We start from the raw sequence: 18,269 nt of genomic DNA, 5'->3' as shown, positions 1-18,269 counted from the left end.
CATTCCGGTCACGACATGGATCTTGTTATTGCCCGACCTGAAGGTCTCTACTGCCCCGCCGGAGATTTCTATATCGATCCGTGGCGGCCGGTCGAGCGTTCGGTGATCACCCATGCCCATGGCGATCACGCGCGCACCGGTAATCAGCACTACCTGTCGAGCAGCGCCAGCGCCGGGATTCTGCGCGCGCGTCTGGGTCAGGACATCCAGTTGCAAACACTCGACTACGGCCAGCGCCTGACCCATCACGGCGTGACCCTGAGCTTTCACCCCGCCGGGCATGTCCTCGGTTCGGCGCAGGTGCGCCTGGAATACGGCGGCGAAGTCTGGGTCGCGTCGGGGGATTACAAGGTCGAGCCGGATGGCACGTGCGCCCCATTCGAACCGGTGCGCTGCCACACCTTCATCACCGAATCGACCTTCGGCCTGCCTATCTACCGCTGGCAGCCGCAGGCGCAGATCTTCGCCGAGATCAATCGGTGGTGGGCGGCCAATATCGCCGCCGGCAAGGCCAGCGTGCTGTTCTGCTATTCCTTCGGCAAGGCCCAACGCATCCTCCACGGCATCGACGAAACCCTCGGGCCGATCCTCAGCCACGGCGCGGTCGAACCGTTGAACCGTGTGTACCGCGATGCCGGTGTGTACCTGCCGCCGACGATCTATGCGGGCGACGTGAAAAAAAGCGATCCGATCATGCGCCAGGCTTTGGTCATTGCTCCGCCGTCGGCGGGCGGCAGCACGTGGATGCGCCGTTTTGGCGACTTCAGCGATGCCTTCGCCAGCGGCTGGATGCGCTTGCGCGGGACCCGGCGGCGGCGCGGCGTCGATCGCGGTTTCGTCCTCTCCGATCACGCCGACTGGCCCGGCCTGCTCTGGGCGATCAACCAGACCGGCGCGGAGCGGGTGATGGTCACTCATGGCTCGATCGGCGTGCTCGTACGTCATCTGCGCGAACAGGGTCTTGATGCACAAGGCTTCACCACTGAATACGGCGATGACGAAGACGACAACATCGCCACCGAACCCACCGTTGCCGAGACGTCCCCATGAAAGCGTTCGCCGAGTTATATGCCGAACTCGACGCCACCACGTCGAGCAACGCCAAGCTGGCGGCGATGCAGGTGTACTTCGCGCAGGCCGCGCCGGAAGATGCCGCATGGGCGGTGTATTTCCTCTCCGGTGGTCGGCCTCGTCAACTGGTGCCGGTGCGCATCCTCCGTGAGCTGGCGGTAGAAGTTTCAGGGTTGGAGCCGTGGCTGTTCGAAGAAAGCTATCAGGCCGTCGGCGATCTGGCCGAGACCATTTCTCTGGTGCTGCCGGAAAATTCCCACAGCTCCGAGGCCGGTCTAGCCGAATGGATCGAAGACAAGCTGCTGCCACTTCGCGGTGAAACCCCGGAATATCTGGCGCGCCAACTGCCGATGTTGTGGGCGCAACTGGATCGGCCGAGCCTGATGCTGTGCATCAAGCTGATCACCGGCAGTTTCCGCGTCGGCGTGTCGAAGTTGCTGGTCACCCGCGCCCTGGCGTCGATGGCCGGCCTCGACAGCAAACGCGTCGCTCAGCGTCTGGTCGGTTACACCGATCTGTCGAACCGGCCCAACGCCGCGAGTTACCTGAAACTCATCGCCCCGGAATCCGCCGACGAACATGCCCAGCGCGGCGGCCAGCCCTACCCGTTCTTTCTTGCCCACGCCTTGGCGCAACCGGTCGAGGAATTCGAAGCCCTGCTCGGCCCCGCCAGCGACTGGCAGGTGGAATGGAAGTGGGACGGTATCCGCGCGCAAGTAGTCAAGCGCGACGGCAAGCTGTGGGTGTGGTCGCGCGGCGAGGAATTGGTGACCGAGCGCTTCCCCGAGTTCGATGTGCTGGTCCACGGCTTGCCCGACGGGACGGTGATCGACGGCGAAATCGTCGTGTGGAAGAGCACCCATCCGACTACGGAAGATGCCTTCGATCCGCAATCCGATGAGCCGCCGGCCGTGCAACCGTTCGCCCTGCTGCAACAACGCATCGGTCGCAAGACGCTCGACAAGAAAATTCTCGAAGAAGTGCCGGTGGTGGTGCTGGCCTACGACCTGCTGGAATGGCAGGGCGAAGACTGGCGCAACCAGCCGCAGGTCAAGCGTCGGGCGCAACTCGAGGAAGTCATCGCGCGCTGCAACAGCCCGGTACTGCTGCCCTCCCCCGTATTGACCGGCGAAGACTGGCTCGACCTCGGCCGCCAGCGCGAAGCGTCACGCAAACTCGGCGTCGAAGGCATGATGCTCAAGGCCCGCGAATCGCTTTATGGCGTCGGCCGGACCAAGGACATGGGCGTGTGGTGGAAGTGGAAGGTCGACCCGTTCAGCGTCGACGCGGTACTGATTTATGCCCAGCGCGGACACGGTCGTCGCGCCAGTCTGTACAGCGATTACACCTTCGCCGTGTGGGACGGCCCGCCGGAATCCAGTCAACGCTCGCTGGTGCCGTTCGCCAAGGCGTATTCGGGGCTGACCGATGAAGAGATGCGTCAGGTCGACAGCATCGTGCGCAAGACCACCGTGGAGAAATTCGGCCCGGTCAGCAGCGTGAAACCGAGCCTGGTGTTCGAACTGGGCTTCGAAGGCATCGCCCTGTCGCGCCGGCACAAGAGCGGCATCGCCGTGCGTTTCCCGCGCATGCTGCGCTGGCGCAAGGACAAGACCGTCGAAGAAGCGGACAGCCTCGCTACCCTTCAGGATCTGTTGGCCTAAACCCTTTTCACTGATCGTTCCCACGCTCTGCGTGGGAACGCAGCCCGGGACGCTCTGCGTCCCCCCCAGAGCCGAACGCGGAGCGTCCGTTGATGCATTCCCACGCAGGAGCGTGGGAACGATCAGTCATCGGGGACAATTCCTTTCCACAGTTTTCCCTGCTCTGAGCTACGCGTTTGAACCGAAACAGTGCATGCAAACAGCAATGCCCGTTTCCGTGCATTCAACTACCCTTGCCTCTCTCCGCTCAACCTTTTAAAACACCTGTTCGGCACTCTGGTTCGGAAATTGCTACTTTCTATAGGTCGTAAGCGTTGCAGTAACAATAATTCTGCGCCACAAGCGCTCATATTGGTTCTTAGGGATTGAATAATGAAAAAAGCATTGCTGACCCTTTCTGCACTGGCGTTGTGCATGGCCGCCGGCTCCGCGCTGGCCAAGGAATACAAAGAGCTGCGCTTTGGCGTTGACCCTTCGTACGCACCGTTCGAGTCGAAAGCGGCCGATGGCAGCCTGGTCGGGTTCGATATCGATCTGGGCAACGCGATCTGCGCCGAACTGAAGGTCAAGTGCAAATGGGTCGAAAGCGATTTCGACGGCATGATTCCGGGCCTCAAGGCCAACAAGTTCGACGGTGTGATCTCGTCGATGACCGTGACCCCGGCTCGCGAGAAGGTCATCGACTTCTCCAGCGAACTGTTTTCCGGCCCGACCGCTTACGTGTTCAAGAAAGGCTCCGGCATCACCGCCGACGTCACTTCACTCAAGGGCAAAACCGTCGGTTACGAGCAAGGCACCATTCAGGAAGCCTACGCCAAAGCCGTGCTGGACAAGGCTGGCGTGAAAACCCAGGCTTATCAGAACCAGGATCAGGTGTATTCCGACCTGACCTCCGGTCGTCTCGACGCCGGTATCCAGGACATGCTGCAAGCCGAACTGGGCTTTCTGGAAGTCGCCAAAAGGCGCTGATTATGAAATCAGCCAGCCGGTCGACAGCGAATTGCTGCCAGCCAAAACCGCTGTCGGTATCAAGAAAGGTAACACTGAGCTGAAAGCACTTTTGGATAAAGGTATCAAAGCGTTACACGACGACGGCAAATACGCCGAGATTCAAAAGAAACACTTTGGTGACCTGAATCTGTACAGCGGCAAATAATGCCCCGGCGCCCATCCTCGATGGGCGCCTTTTCCATCCGCTCAGGTTGCTGATTTATGTTTGAAACCCTCCTGCAAAATCTGGGGCTGGCCTCGTTCAGTCTGCAGGGCTTCGGCCCGTTGCTGCTGCAAGGCACCTGGATGACCATCAAATTATCGGCGATGTCGCTGCTGGTGGCCGTGTTGCTCGGCCTGCTCGGCGCCAGTGCCAAACTGTCGAAAGTCAAACTGGTGCGCCTGCCCGCGCAGCTCTACACCACGCTGATTCGCGGCGTGCCGGATCTCGTGCTGATGCTGTTGATCTTCTACAGCCTGCAAACCTGGCTGACGTCGCTGACCGACTATATGGAATGGGAATACATCGAAATCGACCCGTTCAGCGCCGGCGTGCTGACGCTGGGCTTCATTTATGGCGCGTATTTCACCGAGACCTTCCGTGGCGCCATCCTCGCGGTGCCGCGTGGTCAGGTCGAAGCCGCCACCGCGTATGGCCTCAAACGTGGCCAGCGCTTTCGCTTCGTGGTGTTTCCGCAAATGATGCGCTTCGCCCTGCCCGGCATCGGCAACAACTGGATGGTCATGCTCAAAGCCACCGCGCTGGTGTCGATCATTGGCCTGGCCGATCTGGTCAAGGCTGCCCAGGACGCCGGTAAAAGCACCTATCAACTGTTCTACTTTCTGGTCCTCGCCGCCTTGATCTATCTGCTGATCACCAGTGCTTCGAACTTCATCCTGCGCTGGCTCGAACGCCGCTACGCCGCTGGTGCCCGGGAGGCCGTACGATGATCGAACTCCTGCAGGAATACTGGAAAGCCTTCCTTTATACCGACGGCCAGAACATCACTGGGCTGGCGATGACGATGTGGCTGCTCACCGCGTCGATCGGCATCGGCTTCATCGTCTCGATTCCGCTGTCGATCGCCCGGGTTTCGCCGCACTTCTACATCCGCTGGCCGGTGCAGTTCTACACCTACCTGTTCCGGGGCACGCCGCTGTATATCCAGCTGCTGATCTGCTACACCGGTATCTACAGCCTCGCCGCCGTACGCGAGCAGCCGATCCTCGACAGCTTCTTTCGCGATGCGATGAACTGCACGATCCTCGCCTTCGCCCTCAACACCTGCGCGTACACCACGGAGATTTTCGCCGGGGCGATTCGCAGCATGAACCACGGCGAAGTCGAAGCGGCCAAGGCCTACGGTCTGACCGGCTGGAAGTTGTACGCCTACGTGATCATGCCGTCAGCCCTGCGCCGTTCGTTGCCTTACTACAGCAACGAAGTGATTCTGATGCTGCACTCGACCACGGTGGCGTTCACCGCGACCATTCCCGATATCCTGAAAGTCGCGCGGGACGCCAACTCGGCGACGTTCCTGACTTTCCAGTCGTTCGGCATCGCCGCGCTGATCTACCTGACCATTACTTTTGCGCTGGTCGGTCTGTTCCGCCTCGCCGAACGCCGCTGGCTGGCCTTCCTCGGGCCGACTCACTAGCACCGGTTTGAAAAAAAGAGATAACAATGCGCCACCAGATCCATGACTTGCTGGCCCCGCTGCCGGGGACCGCACGGCAGATTCACAGCTTCCACTTCGGCCCACCGCAGGCCAAGGGCAAGGTTTACATCCAGGCGTCGCTGCACGCTGACGAACTGCCGGGCATGCTGGTCGCCTGGCACCTGAAACAGCGTCTGGCCGAACTGGAAGCTGCCGGCCGCCTGCGCAGCGAAATCGTCCTGGTGCCGGTGGCCAACCCGGTCGGCCTCGAACAAGTGCTGATGGACGTGCCGCTGGGCCGTTACGACCTGGAGAGCGGGCAGAACTTCAATCGCTGGTTCGTCGACCTCAGCGAAGAAATCGGCAACGCCATCGAAGGCCAACTCAACGACGATGCGCAGCACAACCTCGAACTGATCCGTGCCAGCCTGCGCAACGCCCTCGACCGTCAGAAGCCGACCACACAACTGCAATCCCAGCGTCTGACCCTGCAACGCCTGGCCTGCGATGCCGACATGGTGCTGGACTTGCACTGCGACTTCGAATCGGTGGTGCACCTGTACACCACGCCCGAGGCGTGGCCACAGGTCGAGCCCTTGGCGCGCTACATGGAAGCGCAGGCCAGCCTGCTTGCTACAGACTCTGGCGGGCAGTCGTTCGACGAGTGCTTCACCCTGCTCTGGTGGCAACTACGCGAACGCTTCGGCGAACAGTTCGAGATTCCGCTGGGCAGCTTCTCGGTGACCGTCGAATTGCGCGGCCAGGGCGACGTCAATCACCCGCTGGCCAGCCGCGATTGTCAGGCGCTGATCGACTATCTGATCCAGTTCGATGCCATCGTCGGCGAGACCAAGCCGCAACCGCCACTGCCGTACCCTGCCACGCCGCTGGCCGGGGTCGAACCGGTGACCACACCAGTCGGCGGCCTGCTGGTGTACTGCGCCACGCCCGGCCAATACCTGGAAGCCGGCCAGCAGATCGCAGAAATCATCGACCCGGTCCACGACAAGGTCACCCCCATTCATTGCACCGCCCCCGGCCTGCTGTATGCGCGCTCGCTGCGGCGCATGGCCACTGCCGGCATGGTCATCGCCCACGTCGCGGGCGCCCAGGCCTATCGCAGCGGCTACCTACTTTCGCCTTGAGGATGCTCGTCCATGTACAAACTGACCGTTGAAGGCCTGCACAAAAGCTATGGCGATCATCAGGTGCTCAAAGGCGTTTCGCTCAAGGCCAAAACCGGCGACGTGATCAGCCTGATCGGCGCCAGCGGCTCGGGCAAAAGCACCTTTTTGCGCTGCATCAATTTCCTTGAACAACCGAATGACGGCGCCATGAGCCTTGATGGCCAGGCGATCCGCATGGTCACCGACCGCCACGGCATGCACGTTGCCGACGCCGATGAACTGCAACGCCTGCGCACGCGGCTGGCGATGGTGTTCCAGCATTTCAACCTGTGGAGCCACATGACCGTGCTGGAAAACATCACCATGGCCCCGCGCCGGGTGCTGGGCTGCAGCAAACAGGAAGCCGAGGATCGCGCCCGACGTTATCTGGACAAAGTCGGCTTGCCGGCGCGGGTCGCCGATCAATACCCGGCGTTTCTCTCCGGCGGTCAGCAACAGCGCGTGGCGATCGCCCGGGCACTGGCGATGGAGCCGGAAGTGATGCTGTTCGACGAACCGACCTCGGCACTCGACCCGGAACTGGTCGGCGAAGTGCTGAAAGTGATTCAGGGTCTGGCCGAGGAAGGCCGGACGATGATCATGGTCACCCACGAAATGAGTTTTGCGCGCAAGGTGTCGAATCAGGTGCTGTTTCTGCATCAGGGTCTGGTGGAAGAAGAAGGTGCGCCCGAAGAAGTGCTGGGCAATCCCAAGAGTGAACGCCTGAAGCAGTTCCTCAGCGGCAATCTTAAATAAGGTTGGCAACCCACCCCTCTGTGGGAGCGAGCCTGCTCGCGAAAGCGGTTTATCAGTCAACATCAATGTTGAATGTGCAATCGCATTCGCGAGCAGGCTCGCTCCCACAGGGGGAATCCATCGACCGACAAAGTTAAACTTGTCGCCCCGCTTCGCTGTCTCTGAAACAACACCTCCAGAGCGCACGCAGCCGGCATGGCGAAATCCCCCGACTTTGCAAAAACCTGGTTCAGCGCCCGCGACTGGAAGCCGTTCGCCTTTCAGAAACAGGTGTGGGCGGCGGTGAAAAACGGCGAATCCGGGTTGCTCCACGCCAGCACCGGCGCCGGCAAAACTTATGCGGTATGGTTTGCTGCGCTCAACCGCTTCGCCCGCCTGCAACCGCCCGTGGCTACACCGCGCAAACGCAAACCGCCGGCCGAACCGCTGACGGTGCTGTGGATCACGCCGATGCGCGCCCTCGCCGCCGATACCGCCCGCGCGTTGCAGATTCCGGTGGATGACTTACAGATTCCGTGGTCCATCGGCCTGCGCACCGGCGATACCAGCAGCAGCGAACGCGCGCGTCAGGGCCGGCGTTTGCCAACGACGCTGATCACCACCCCGGAAAGCCTCACTCTGCTACTAGCCCGCGCCGATGCGCGCACGGCGTTGTCGACCCTGCGCATGATCGTCGTGGATGAATGGCACGAATTGCTCGGCAACAAACGCGGCGTGCAATTGCAACTGGCCCTCGCCCGCCTGCGTCATTGGCAGCCGGAACTGATTGTCTGGGGGGTATCCGCCACCCTCGGCAATCAATCCCACGCGGAGCAAGTGCTGATCCCACAGGGCGGCGGCGTCAGCGTCCAAGGCAAAAGCGAAAAAACCCTGCAAGTCGACACCCTGCTGCCACCGGCCATCGAGCGTTTTCCCTGGGCCGGCCACATCGGTCTGAAGATGCTGCCGCAGGTGGTGGCCGAACTTGACGCCTGTGCCAGCAGCCTGGTGTTCACCAACACCCGCGCGCAATCGGAGATCTGGTATCAGGCACTGCTGGAAGCACGGCCGGACTGGGCCGGGTTGATCGCGCTGCACCACAGCTCACTGTCACGCGATACCCGCGACTGGGTCGAGCAGGCGTTGAAGAATGGCCAGTTGAAAGCGGTGGTGTGCACCTCGAGCCTGGATCTGGGCGTAGATTTCCTGCCGGTCGAACGCGTGCTGCAGATCGGCTCGGCCAAAGGCGTTGCGCGCTTGATGCAACGTGCCGGGCGCTCCGGCCACGCACCGGGGCGCACCTCGCGGGTGACGCTGGTGCCGACCCACAGCCTGGAACTGATCGAAGCGGTTGCCGCACGCGATGCCGTCGAGCAACGGCGCATCGAGCCGCGCCTGTCACCGCTCAAGCCGCTGGATGTGCTGGTCCAGCATTTGGTCAGCATGGCCCTTGGCGGTGGCTTTATTCCTGGAGACTTGTACGAAGAAGTCCGAGGCGCCTGGGCCTATCGCGACCTGACAGCGGCAGACTGGGCCTGGGCGCTGGCGTTCGTACGCCATGGCGGGATGTCTCTTACAGCGTATCCGGATTACCGCCGGGTCGAGCCGGACGAACACGGCGTCTGGCGTGTGCCGGATGCGCGTCTGGCGCGGCGCCATCGCATGAGCATTGGCACCATCGTCAGCGACGCGAGCATCAACCTGAAATTCTGGAGCAAGGGCGGCGGCGGCAAACAGCTGGGCAGCGTCGAGGAAGGCTTTATCGCGCGACTGAAACCCGGCGATGGTTTCCTCTTCGCCGGCCGCCTGCTGGAACTGGTGCGGGTGGAAAACATGACAGCCTACGTCAAACGCAGCACCGCGAAAAAGGCTGCCGTGCCGCGCTGGAATGGCGGACGCATGCCGTTATCCAACGAACTGGCCGAAGCGGTGGTCACGCGCTTCAGCGCCGCTGCTCAAGGTCAGTTCAAAGGCCCGGAAATGCACGCGCTGCGTCCGCTGCTGGAGACGCAGATACGCTGGTCCGGCTTGCCCACCACGGAAAATCTGCTCGCCGAGGTGCTGAAATCCCGCGAAGGCTGGCATCTTTTTCTCTATCCGTTCGCCGGGCGACAAGTGCATCTGGGACTGGCGAGCCTGTTGGCATGGCGCGTAAGTCAGCGCCAGCCGGTGACCTTCTCGATTGCCGTGAATGATTACGGCCTGGAACTGCTCAGCGCCACGCCGGTGGATTGGGCCACGCATCTGGACGCGCACCTGTTCAATGCCGATGACTTGTTGCTGGACGTGCTCGCCAGTCTCAATGCCGGTGAACTGGCGTTGCGCCGTTTCCGCGAAATCGCGCGGATCGCCGGGCTGGTGTTCGCCGGGTATCCGGGCGCACCAAAGAGTACCCGCCAGGTGCAGGCGTCGAGTGGCTTGTTTTTCCAGGTGTTCAAACAATACGACGCCGACAATCTGCTCTTGGCCCAGGCCGGGGAAGAAGTCCTACGCGAGGAACTGGATATTCGTCGTCTGGAACAGACACTGGAGCGCATCAATCAGATGAAACTGGACGTGCATCAGGTTAAACGTCCTACACCACTGGGTTTTCCGCTGCTGGTGGAGCGGATGCGCGAGAGCATGAGTTCGGAAAAACTGGCTGACAGGATCAGAAGAATGGTCGGTGACCTGGAAAAAACCGCTGATAACGGAAAATCGTCGTGAGTGCGTACCCGGTGCGTTTGGCCGGTGAGGAGTTATGGCTGCTGCCGGAGAAAGCCCTGTACTGGCCAGCGCAGGAAGCATTGCTGATCGCCGATGTGCATTTCGGTAAAGCGGCGGCCTATCGCAGCCTCGGCCAGCCGGTGCCGCATGGCACGACAGCGAGCAACATCGAGGTGATCGACGCATTGCTGGCGCGGCTGCCGTGTCGCCAGTTGATTTTTCTCGGGGATTTCCTGCATGGGCCTGGCTCACATGTCCCGACCACACTGAATGCGCTGGCAGAGTGGCGAGCGCGCCACGCTGACCTGCCGATGACGCTGATTCGCGGCAACCACGACAAACGCGCGGGCGACCCACCGGCATCGCTGAATATCCGCGTGGTGCCAGAGCCGCTGTTATTGGGGCCGTTTGCCTTGCAGCATGAGCCCGATGCGCATCCGGAACGGCACGTGCTCGCCGGCCACGTGCACCCGGTCTATCGGCTGCATGGCAAAGGTCGGCAGAGTCTGCGCCTGGCTTGTTTCAGACTCGGTGAGCGCATCAGCCTGATGCCGGCATTCGGTGCGTTTACCGGCGGCTATCAGGTCGAGCGCGACGACAGTTGCAAAGTCTTCGTGATCGGCGACAACGAAATATGGCCCGTCAGCTAGATCGCAAATCGATCAGACTGACGGGCCATATTCAGGACAGTGGGTCAGGCGACAGGTGCCGGAGGCGGCTCGTCCGGCAGCGTCGGTTCGCCTGGTTCGGTCGGTTGTTCGTTGGGAGTATCGGGATCGGGCTGGCCGGGCACGCCGCCGGACAGGCTCAAAGACGGATTCGCCAGTAACGACCAGGCCAGAACGCCTATCTGATTGGGCTCAAGCCTTGCCAGTTCAGCGCTGATTCGCGGGTCGATCTTCATAGGGCACTCCTCAGTGAAGGCCCGAATTTGTGTGTAACAAAAACGGGCAGTACACCCCATAGAGTGTCTGCCCGCCAAAGAATTCCCGACATCCGTCGGATGGTCGATCAGGTACGCGGCAAGGTTACGCCACGCTGGCCCTGATATTTGCCGCCACGATCCTTGTAGGAAACTTCACATTCTTCATCGGATTCGAGGAAGAGCATCTGCGCCACGCCTTCGTTGGCGTAGATTTTCGCCGGCAGGTTGGTGGTGTTGGAAAATTCCAGGGTCACATGACCTTCCCACTCAGGCTCGAGAGGAGTGACGTTGACGATGATGCCGCAGCGCGCGTAGGTGCTTTTACCCAGGCAGATGGTCAGCACGTTGCGCGGAATGCGGAAGTATTCGACGGTGCTAGCCAGCGCGAAGGAGTTCGGCGGAATGATGCAGACGTCGCTGTGGATGTCGACGAAGCTGCCGGCGTCGAAGTTCTTCGGGTCAACAATGGCCGAGTTGATGTTGGTGAACACCTTGAAGTGGTTGGTGCAACGCACGTCGTAGCCGTAGCTCGACACGCCGTAGGAAATCACCCGGCTGTCGTCGCTGCCGCGCATCTGGCGCTCGACGAACGGTTCGATCATGCCGTGTTCCTGCGCCATGCGGCGAATCCACTTGTCCGATTTGATGCTCATGGCGGGTTTGTCCTGAATAGCGAGGTGGAAAAATTCTGTCCGGCATCTTACCGGGCGCGTCGTCTCGTTCAAAGTGCGCAACGCAATTCTCGGCGAACACCCCGTATTTACGCGATGTGGCGACGAACCGTCGCACCGCCGATCCCTAAAACACAGAATCCTTTGCAAGAAACATTGGCACGTTCCGGAAAAAGGGTTAAGGTGGCGTCACTGTGTTGCTTGTGTCACTGAGAATCTCTACACGATATGTTGAATTTCGATCCAACCATCTACAAGAATTTTTCCTGCTCTTTGCACTCAGTCTCGGCCAGGGTTCTTCCTGAGTCGCAGTTATCTTTGTTCAAGGAGTTACACCATGTCTAATCGCCAAACCGGTACCGTTAAGTGGTTCAACGATGAAAAAGGCTTCGGCTTCATCACTCCACAATCCGGTGACGACCTGTTCGTTCACTTCAAAGCTATCCAATCCGACGGCTTCAAAAGCCTGAAAGAAGGCCAACAGGTTTCTTTCATCGCTACCCGCGGTCAGAAAGGCATGCAAGCTGAAGAAGTACAAGTTATCTAACTTGTAGCTTCTTTAGAAAAGAGCCCCGCCCTTAAAAGCGGGGCTTTTTTGTGGGCGCCTGTTTTGCGCTGGCAAAAAAAATCGCGACCCCTTGGGCCGCGATTTTTTGTTTCTGCCCTTACCAGGCGACGCCAAACCCTGCGGTATAACGGGTCTTGTTCAGATCCGCATCGTTGGTGCCACTGATGATGTCGCGCTCGGCCTTGAGGTTGAGCGATGCCCAGTCGGTGACCTTGTAGCGCAGGCCCAGCTCGGCATCCAGTGCGTAATCGGCAACACCCGACAGCGGCTTGCCGACTTCGCCATTGGTGAAGAACTCGACCTTCTTGCCGATCAGGTAGCGGTTGTAGTCCCACTTCATCGCGACGGAGTAGAAGTTGTCCTTGCTGCCATCGCGGTATTCATAGTCGGTGCGGTTGAGCAACGAGCCCAGCGAGAACGCACCCAGCTCATCGTCCCAGAACTGGTAACCCGGACCGGTACCGACCACACGCTGACGCGCCAGCTCTTCGATGTGATCACGCTTGTAGTTGATGCGCCCTTGCCAGAACCACTGATCGGTAAGGAAGCGGTCGAGGGAATATTCGGCGCGCCAGTTGTTGGTGGTGGTTTCCGTATCCTGCACTTCGCGGTTGTACTCGCCCTCGCCGGTATGGCGCCAGCGACCATGGCGAGCCGAAGTCTTGAAGGCTACGTCGTAATCGTCGGTGTCCTTTTCGGCGCGCTGATAGTCCAGCGCCAGATCGACGTTACCCTTCCATACCAGGTCGGTGACGATCGGCTTGGGCTTGAGGATCTGCTGAATGCTCGCCAATTCGACAGTCTTCGGCGCCTCGCCGTTAGCCAGGGTGACCTTGCCATCGTCGGCCGCGGTGAGCGACTTCGACACTTCGCCGGCATAGGCGTCCTGCTTGACCAGCAGATGCTGATCGCTGTCGAGGGTCTTGACCTCTTTCCAGTCAATCGCCACTGCGCCGGCGTATTTGGTCTGGATCAACAGCTTGCCGCCGTCGAAAACCATGATAGTGCCACTCAGCTTGTCGCCGTTTTTCAACCAGACGGTGTCGGCAAGCAGGGGCGTGGACGCGCTGAAAACAGCAAGGCACAACAGGGTTCTGGGGAACATAAGCAGATCGGGGGCTCAGAGTTGGCGAAAAGGGTCGGCATTATCCGTAGGATTTTGCCCATGACAAGGACTGACCGGACTATTTCAATTGAGTTCATTTCTCAACTGCGCCACGAGCGATTACCCTTGTCGCCATAATCACACCAATGCTCAGGAGCCGCGTACGTGAAAGACCCGCTCGACAGCGTCGAAAACGATGCGCAAATCCGACGCACGGCACTCTACTCGACGCTCGCACAAGTGCCCGAAGGCAAAGTCGTCAGTTATGGCCAGTTGGCCGAACTCGCCGGACTTGGCCGCGCCGCGCGCTGGGTCGGACGGACCTTGAGCCAGTTGCCCGGCGACACCAGGCTGCCCTGGCACCGCGTGCTCGGCGCCGGCGGACGCATCAGCCTGCCGGTCGGCAGCCCTTCCGGTGACGAACAACGTGCGCGATTGCGCATGGAAGGCATCACCGTCCAGAACAATCGTGTGGATATTCGGCGCCATGGCTGGCGTCCGGTAGAGCACAGCGGTTAGAGTGCGCGCTTTGTTTTCGCAATTTTGAGGCAGACTTCAGCCCATGCCCCGTAAAACCTGGCGCGCCGCGCTCGCCGCCTATGCCAGTCCTTCGACGCTCGTGCTGTTGTTGCTCGGTTTTGCCGCCGGCCTGCCGTACATGCTGGTGTTCTCGACGCTCTCCGTATGGCTGCGTGAAGCAGGCGTGGCCCGTGAAACCATTGGCTATGCCAGCCTGATCGGCCTGGCGTACGCGTTCAAATGGGTCTGGTCGCCGCTGCTCGATCAATGGCGCCTGCCCTTGCTGGGCAAACTCGGCCGCCGCCGTTCCTGGCTGGTGCTCTCCCAGGCACTGGTGATTCTCGGCCTGATCGGCATGGGTTTCTGTGATCCGCAGAAGCATTTATCCTGGCTGATCGCCATTGCCGTCGTGGTTGCCTTCGCCTCCGCCACGCAAGATATCGCGGTCGACGCCTATCGCCTGGAAATCGCCGATGACAGCCGCCAGGCCGCTCTCGCCGCCAGCTACATGTCCGGTTACCGCGTCGCCGCCCTGCTCGCCACCGCCGGCGCGCTATTCTTCGCCGAAGGTTTCGGCTCCACCGGCTTCAACTATAAGCACGCAGCTTGGACCGGCACCTATGTGCTGTTCGGCGCATTGATGGTGCCCGCGCTGCTGACCACGCTGTTCATGCGTGAACCACCCGTACCGCTGCGCACGCAGTTGCAGGCCGGGCGCTACACGTTCATGCATCAATTGATGTCGGTGTTCGTGCTGATCGTTCTGCTGGTTTCCGTACCGGCGATGTTCACCCAGCTATACAACACCGACTTCGCCGGCGTGCTGTTCGGCGACATGAGCCCACTCGATTTGCTGCTCGAAGACCGCGCCTTCCTGCGTGCCATCCTCTATACGTTGCTGACGGGGATGTGTCTGTCGGCCATGGGCCGGCGCGGACTGGCGCCGGTACTGACGCCGATCAATGACTTCATCCTGCGTTATCGCTGGCAGGCGCTGCTGCTGCTGGGCCTGATCGCCACTTACCGGATGTCCGACACGGTAATGGGCGTCATGGCCAACGTGTTTTATATTGACCAGGGTTTCACCAAGGATCAGATCGCCAGTGTCAGCAAGATTTTCGGCCTGATCATGACCCTCGTCGGCGCCGGCATGGGTGGCCTGTTGATCGTGCGTTTCGGCATTCTGCCGATTCTGTTTATCGGTGGTGTGTCTTCGGCAGCGACCAACCTGCTGTTCGTCATGCTCGCGGACATGGGCCCGAACCTGCAGATGCTGGTGGTGACCATTTCCCTCGACAACTTCAGCTCGGGCCTGGCGACATCGGCGTTCGTTGCCTACCTGTCGAGCCTGACCAACCTGAAGTTTTCCGCTACGCAATATGCCCTGCTCAGCTCGATCATGTTGCTGCTGCCGCGCCTGATGGGCGGCTATTCCGGCGTGCTGGTCGAGAAGTTCGGCTATCACAGCTTCTTCCTCATTACCGCCCTGCTCGGCGTGCCGACGCTGCTACTGATCGCGCTCCACTGGTTTCAGGAGCGCCGCCGCGAAGGACAAACACCGACGCCCGAGCCTGCACCGACGCCCGTCACCGAAGAATCGTAGGACGCTTCGCCAATGGCGGGAGGAATCCCGCCGCTGGCGCCTTCCGCCGGCCACACTTCTGTACGTCAGCAAAACTCGCCGGTACACTGCTCCGTCATTTCCAGTCATAGCAACCGACAACGGCCAACCATGCGCACCAGTCAATTTTTGCTCGCCACACAGAAAGAAACGCCTTCCGACGCGGTCGTGATCAGCCACCAGCTGATGCTGCGCGCCGGCATGATCCGCAAGCTTGCCTCGGGCCTGTACACCTGGCTGCCGATGGGCCTGCGGGTCATGCGCAAGGTCGAAGCCATCGTTCGCGAAGAGATGAACGCTGCCGGTTCTCTGGAAGTGTTGATGCCGAGCACCCAACCGGCCGAGCTGTGGCAGGAATCGGGGCGCTGGGAAGAATACGGCCCTGAGCTGCTGCGCATCAAAGACCGCCATGGTCGTGATTTCTGCGCGGGCCCGACTCACGAAGAAGTGATCACCGATCTGATGCGCAACGAGTTGAGCAGCTACAAACAGCTGCCAATCAACCTGTATCAGATCCAGACCAAATTCCGCGACGAAATCCGCCCACGCTTCGGTTTGATGCGCGGCCGCGAATTCATCATGAAGGACGCCTACTCCTTCCACGCTGATCAGGCGTCGCTGCAGGTCACCTACGACCGCATGCATGAAGCCTACTGCAACATCTTCACGCGCCTGGGCCTGAAATTCCGCCCGGTAGAAGCCGACAACGGTTCGATCGGTGGTGCCGGTTCCCACGAATTCCACGTGCTGGCCGAGTCCGGCGAAGACGATATCGTCTTCAGCAACGGCTCCGACTACGCGGCGAACATCGAAAAAGCCGAAGCGGTGCCACGGGAAACCTCGCGCCCTGCGCCAACCGAAGAGCTGCGTCTGGTCGACACACCGGACACGAAAACCATCGCCGCCCTGGTGGAAAAATTCAATCTGCCGATTGAAAAGACCATCAAGACCCTGATCGTCCATGCCGAAGAAGAAGGCAAGCTGATCGCGCTGGTGATTCGTGGCGACCACGAACTGAACGAGATCAAGGCTGCCAACCAGCCTGGCGTGGCCAGCCCGCTGGTGATGGCCTCCGATGCAGAACTGCGTGACGCGATTGGCGCCGGCGCCGGCTCGCTCGGCCCGCTGAACCTGCCGCTGCCGACCATCATCGACCGCTCGGTGGCGATGATGAGCGACTTCGGCATTGGCGCGAACATCGACGACAAGCACTATTTCGGCGTGAACTGGGAGCGTGATCTGCCGGTTCCGACCGTTGCCGACCTGCGCAACGTCGTCGCCGGCGACCCAAGCCCGGACGGCAAAGGCACGCTGGAAATCAAGCGCGGCATCGAAGTCGGACACATCTTCCAGCTGGGCAACAAGTACAGCAAGGCGATGAAGTGCGAAGTGCTGGGCGAAAACGGCAAGCCGGTGACTCTGGAAATGGGTTGCTACGGCATTGGCGTATCGCGCGTGGTGGCTGCTGCCATCGAGCAGAACAACGACGCCAACGGCATCATCTGGAGCGACACTCTGGCGCCATTCCAGATCGCGCTGGTACCGCTGCGCTATGAAACCGAACAGGTGCGCGAAGCCACCGACAAGCTCTATGCCGAACTGACGGCGGCCGGCTTCGAAGTGCTGCTGGACGATCGCGACAAGAAAACCAGCCCGGGCATCAAGTTCGCGGACATGGAGCTGATCGGCATTCCACACCGGATCGTGGTCAGCGACCGCGGCCTCGCCGAAGGCAACCTGGAATACAAGAGTCGTTCCGAAGCAGAGGCGCAAGCACTGCCGGTGGCCGATGTTGTGTCCTTCCTTCAGGCCCGTATCCGCCGCTGAAACCAGATAGAGACGTCATGTTCAAGCGAAACACCTTAGGCCTCGGTGGCGCCGCCCTGTGCGGCGCCCTGCTGGTCAGCGGCTGCGCCAATCACATGTCACAACGCAGCGAGCACGAAGAGCGGGTCGAGCGAAAGTTGCTCGATCACAGCCTGCAGATCGATGTCGGCGAGCCCAAGGTGCTCGAGCTGCCGCAGCGACGCGTGAAGATAAACGAGCAGAAGACTTTCGAAGTCACCGAGTTCGAGGTCACCCGTCGCTACGACCGCTACACGCCTTACCAACCCTGGCGCGAAGTCTACGAGATTCCGCTGGGCGCGGTGGCCGTGGTCGGTGGTGTCGGTGCCAATGTGGTCAACGTGTTTGCCCTCGGTAACCTGCCGGATAGCGTCACCCGGGATTGGCTGAGCTACGGTTTCGCCGGGCTCAACCCGTTCATGAACGTGCAGTCCAATGGTCGCGCGCAGCAAAACCTCGCGGGCATCGACGAAGTCCAGCGCGACAAGCGCACGGAGTATTCGAGCCTGCCGTGGAGCGAACGACCGGTGCAGGTCAAGGCCGGCAAGCAGACGTTCGACATGACCACTGATCGCAACGGTGTGCTGCGCTTGAATCTGCTCGATAGCCCTTTCGCCGAACATGACCTCAACCATGTCGGCCGCTTGCAGATCAGTGTCGAAGACGCCAAGGACGATGTGCATTCCGACTCGACCCTGATGCTCAGCGGCCACCTGCGCGGCAAGTTGATTGAGGCGCACGGGCTGATTTATGACGATCTGGAAGATGACGAGGTGAGCCAGTGGGTACACCGGGTTAAACGCCTGTCGGAGCTGGGTCTGGAAGAAGAAGCCAGTGAGCTGGAACAGAGCCTGATCGAACTGACGCGCAATGATCCTGAGTTGCAGGCTGAGTTTCTCAAGTCTTTGGCCAAGGATGCCGGGCGCCTGGTTGCAGATCCGGGACCGAATTAAAAGCTAAAGGCATCGCGGGCAAGCCCGCTCCCACAGGGTTTATGGGTGTTCACACAATATGTGTTTCACCAT

The 18,269-nt window shown here is 60.6% G+C and carries 16 protein-coding genes and 1 pseudogene; 14 read left to right on the top strand and 3 right to left on the bottom strand.

The genetic code is table 11. From position 1 onward, the window contains the following. Window positions 1-15 precede the first annotated feature (15 nt). The 9 genes and pseudogenes from AB4O12_RS00530 (at window position 16) to pdeM (ending at window position 10,640) form a co-directional block, all read left to right on the top strand. Window positions 16-1,050, top strand: a complete 1,035-nt coding sequence (locus AB4O12_RS00530; RefSeq protein WP_236168029.1) for a ligase-associated DNA damage response exonuclease — start codon at window positions 16-18, stop codon at window positions 1,048-1,050. Next, on the top strand, window positions 1,047-2,735 hold the full coding sequence (locus AB4O12_RS00525; RefSeq protein WP_252877599.1) for an ATP-dependent DNA ligase: 1,689 nt from the start codon (window positions 1,047-1,049) through the stop codon (window positions 2,733-2,735). Before AB4O12_RS00530 ends, AB4O12_RS00525 begins: the two co-directional genes overlap by 4 nt. A gap of 372 nt (window positions 2,736-3,107) precedes the next feature. Next, window positions 3,108-3,891, top strand: a pseudogene (locus AB4O12_RS00520) (transporter substrate-binding domain-containing protein). Between the two features lie 56 nt (window positions 3,892-3,947). After that, window positions 3,948-4,676: an ABC transporter permease gene (locus AB4O12_RS00515; RefSeq protein WP_016771383.1), complete on the top strand. Its 729-nt coding sequence runs from the start codon at window positions 3,948-3,950 to the stop codon at window positions 4,674-4,676. Further along, the gene (locus AB4O12_RS00510) at window positions 4,673-5,383 is read left to right on the top strand and encodes an ABC transporter permease (RefSeq protein WP_042608233.1); all 711 of its coding nucleotides are present in this window, start codon (window positions 4,673-4,675) and stop codon (window positions 5,381-5,383) included. Before AB4O12_RS00515 ends, AB4O12_RS00510 begins: the two co-directional genes overlap by 4 nt. A gap of 26 nt (window positions 5,384-5,409) precedes the next feature. Then, window positions 5,410-6,528 carry a succinylglutamate desuccinylase/aspartoacylase family protein gene (locus AB4O12_RS00505; RefSeq protein WP_353188892.1) on the top strand — a complete coding sequence of 373 codons (1,119 nt, stop codon included), beginning with the start codon at window positions 5,410-5,412 and terminating at the stop codon, window positions 6,526-6,528. 12 nt (window positions 6,529-6,540) lie between these two features. After that, on the top strand, window positions 6,541-7,305 hold the full coding sequence (locus AB4O12_RS00500; RefSeq protein WP_056783337.1) for an ABC transporter ATP-binding protein: 765 nt from the start codon (window positions 6,541-6,543) through the stop codon (window positions 7,303-7,305). Between the two features lie 195 nt (window positions 7,306-7,500). Further along, window positions 7,501-9,990 carry a ligase-associated DNA damage response DEXH box helicase gene (locus tag AB4O12_RS00495; protein WP_460060083.1) on the top strand — a complete coding sequence of 830 codons (2,490 nt, stop codon included), beginning with the start codon at window positions 7,501-7,503 and terminating at the stop codon, window positions 9,988-9,990. Beyond that, a complete protein-coding gene (gene pdeM / locus AB4O12_RS00490; RefSeq protein WP_016771388.1) occupies window positions 9,987-10,640 on the top strand; it encodes a ligase-associated DNA damage response endonuclease PdeM in 654 nt (217 codons plus the stop codon). The genes AB4O12_RS00495 and pdeM overlap by 4 nt, the downstream gene beginning before the upstream one ends. 44 nt (window positions 10,641-10,684) lie before the next feature. Here the strand turns inward: pdeM and AB4O12_RS00485 are convergent, their stop codons facing one another. After that, a complete protein-coding gene (locus AB4O12_RS00485; protein WP_016771389.1) occupies window positions 10,685-10,894 on the bottom strand; it encodes a hypothetical protein in 210 nt (69 codons plus the stop codon). Between the two features lie 107 nt (window positions 10,895-11,001). Further along, window positions 11,002-11,568, bottom strand: a complete 567-nt coding sequence (gene dcd, locus AB4O12_RS00480; protein ID WP_007940589.1) for a dCTP deaminase — start codon at window positions 11,566-11,568, stop codon at window positions 11,002-11,004. Between the two features lie 355 nt (window positions 11,569-11,923). Here dcd and AB4O12_RS00475 point away from each other — a divergent pair, with 355 nt between their 5' ends. Further along, window positions 11,924-12,133 carry a cold-shock protein gene (locus AB4O12_RS00475; RefSeq protein ID WP_002554837.1) on the top strand — a complete coding sequence of 70 codons (210 nt, stop codon included), beginning with the start codon at window positions 11,924-11,926 and terminating at the stop codon, window positions 12,131-12,133. 118 nt (window positions 12,134-12,251) lie between these two features. Here the strand turns inward: AB4O12_RS00475 and AB4O12_RS00470 are convergent, their stop codons facing one another. Further along, a complete protein-coding gene (locus AB4O12_RS00470) occupies window positions 12,252-13,259 on the bottom strand; it encodes a DUF481 domain-containing protein (protein WP_375123203.1) in 1,008 nt (335 codons plus the stop codon). 165 nt (window positions 13,260-13,424) lie between these two features. Here AB4O12_RS00470 and AB4O12_RS00465 point away from each other — a divergent pair, with 165 nt between their 5' ends. The 4 genes from AB4O12_RS00465 (at window position 13,425) to AB4O12_RS00450 (ending at window position 18,197) form a co-directional block, all read left to right on the top strand. Further along, a complete protein-coding gene (locus AB4O12_RS00465) occupies window positions 13,425-13,778 on the top strand; it encodes an MGMT family protein (protein ID WP_071174585.1) in 354 nt (117 codons plus the stop codon). Window positions 13,779-13,821: 43 nt separating this feature from the next. Continuing rightward, window positions 13,822-15,381, top strand: a complete 1,560-nt coding sequence (locus AB4O12_RS00460) for an AmpG family muropeptide MFS transporter (RefSeq protein ID WP_041478070.1) — start codon at window positions 13,822-13,824, stop codon at window positions 15,379-15,381. Window positions 15,382-15,510: 129 nt separating this feature from the next. Further along, complete coding sequence (locus AB4O12_RS00455; RefSeq protein WP_460060081.1) at window positions 15,511-17,226, top strand: proline--tRNA ligase; 1,716 nt, start codon at window positions 15,511-15,513, stop codon at window positions 17,224-17,226. Between the two features lie 17 nt (window positions 17,227-17,243). After that, complete coding sequence (locus tag AB4O12_RS00450) at window positions 17,244-18,197, top strand: hypothetical protein (protein WP_056783330.1); 954 nt, start codon at window positions 17,244-17,246, stop codon at window positions 18,195-18,197. The last annotated feature ends 72 nt before the right edge of the window (window positions 18,198-18,269 follow it).

Source organism: Pseudomonas sp. S2_A05 (assembly GCF_054668485.1).
The sequence above is the reverse complement of the archived record's forward strand: the minus strand, read 5'-3'. Positions and strand labels throughout refer to the sequence as shown.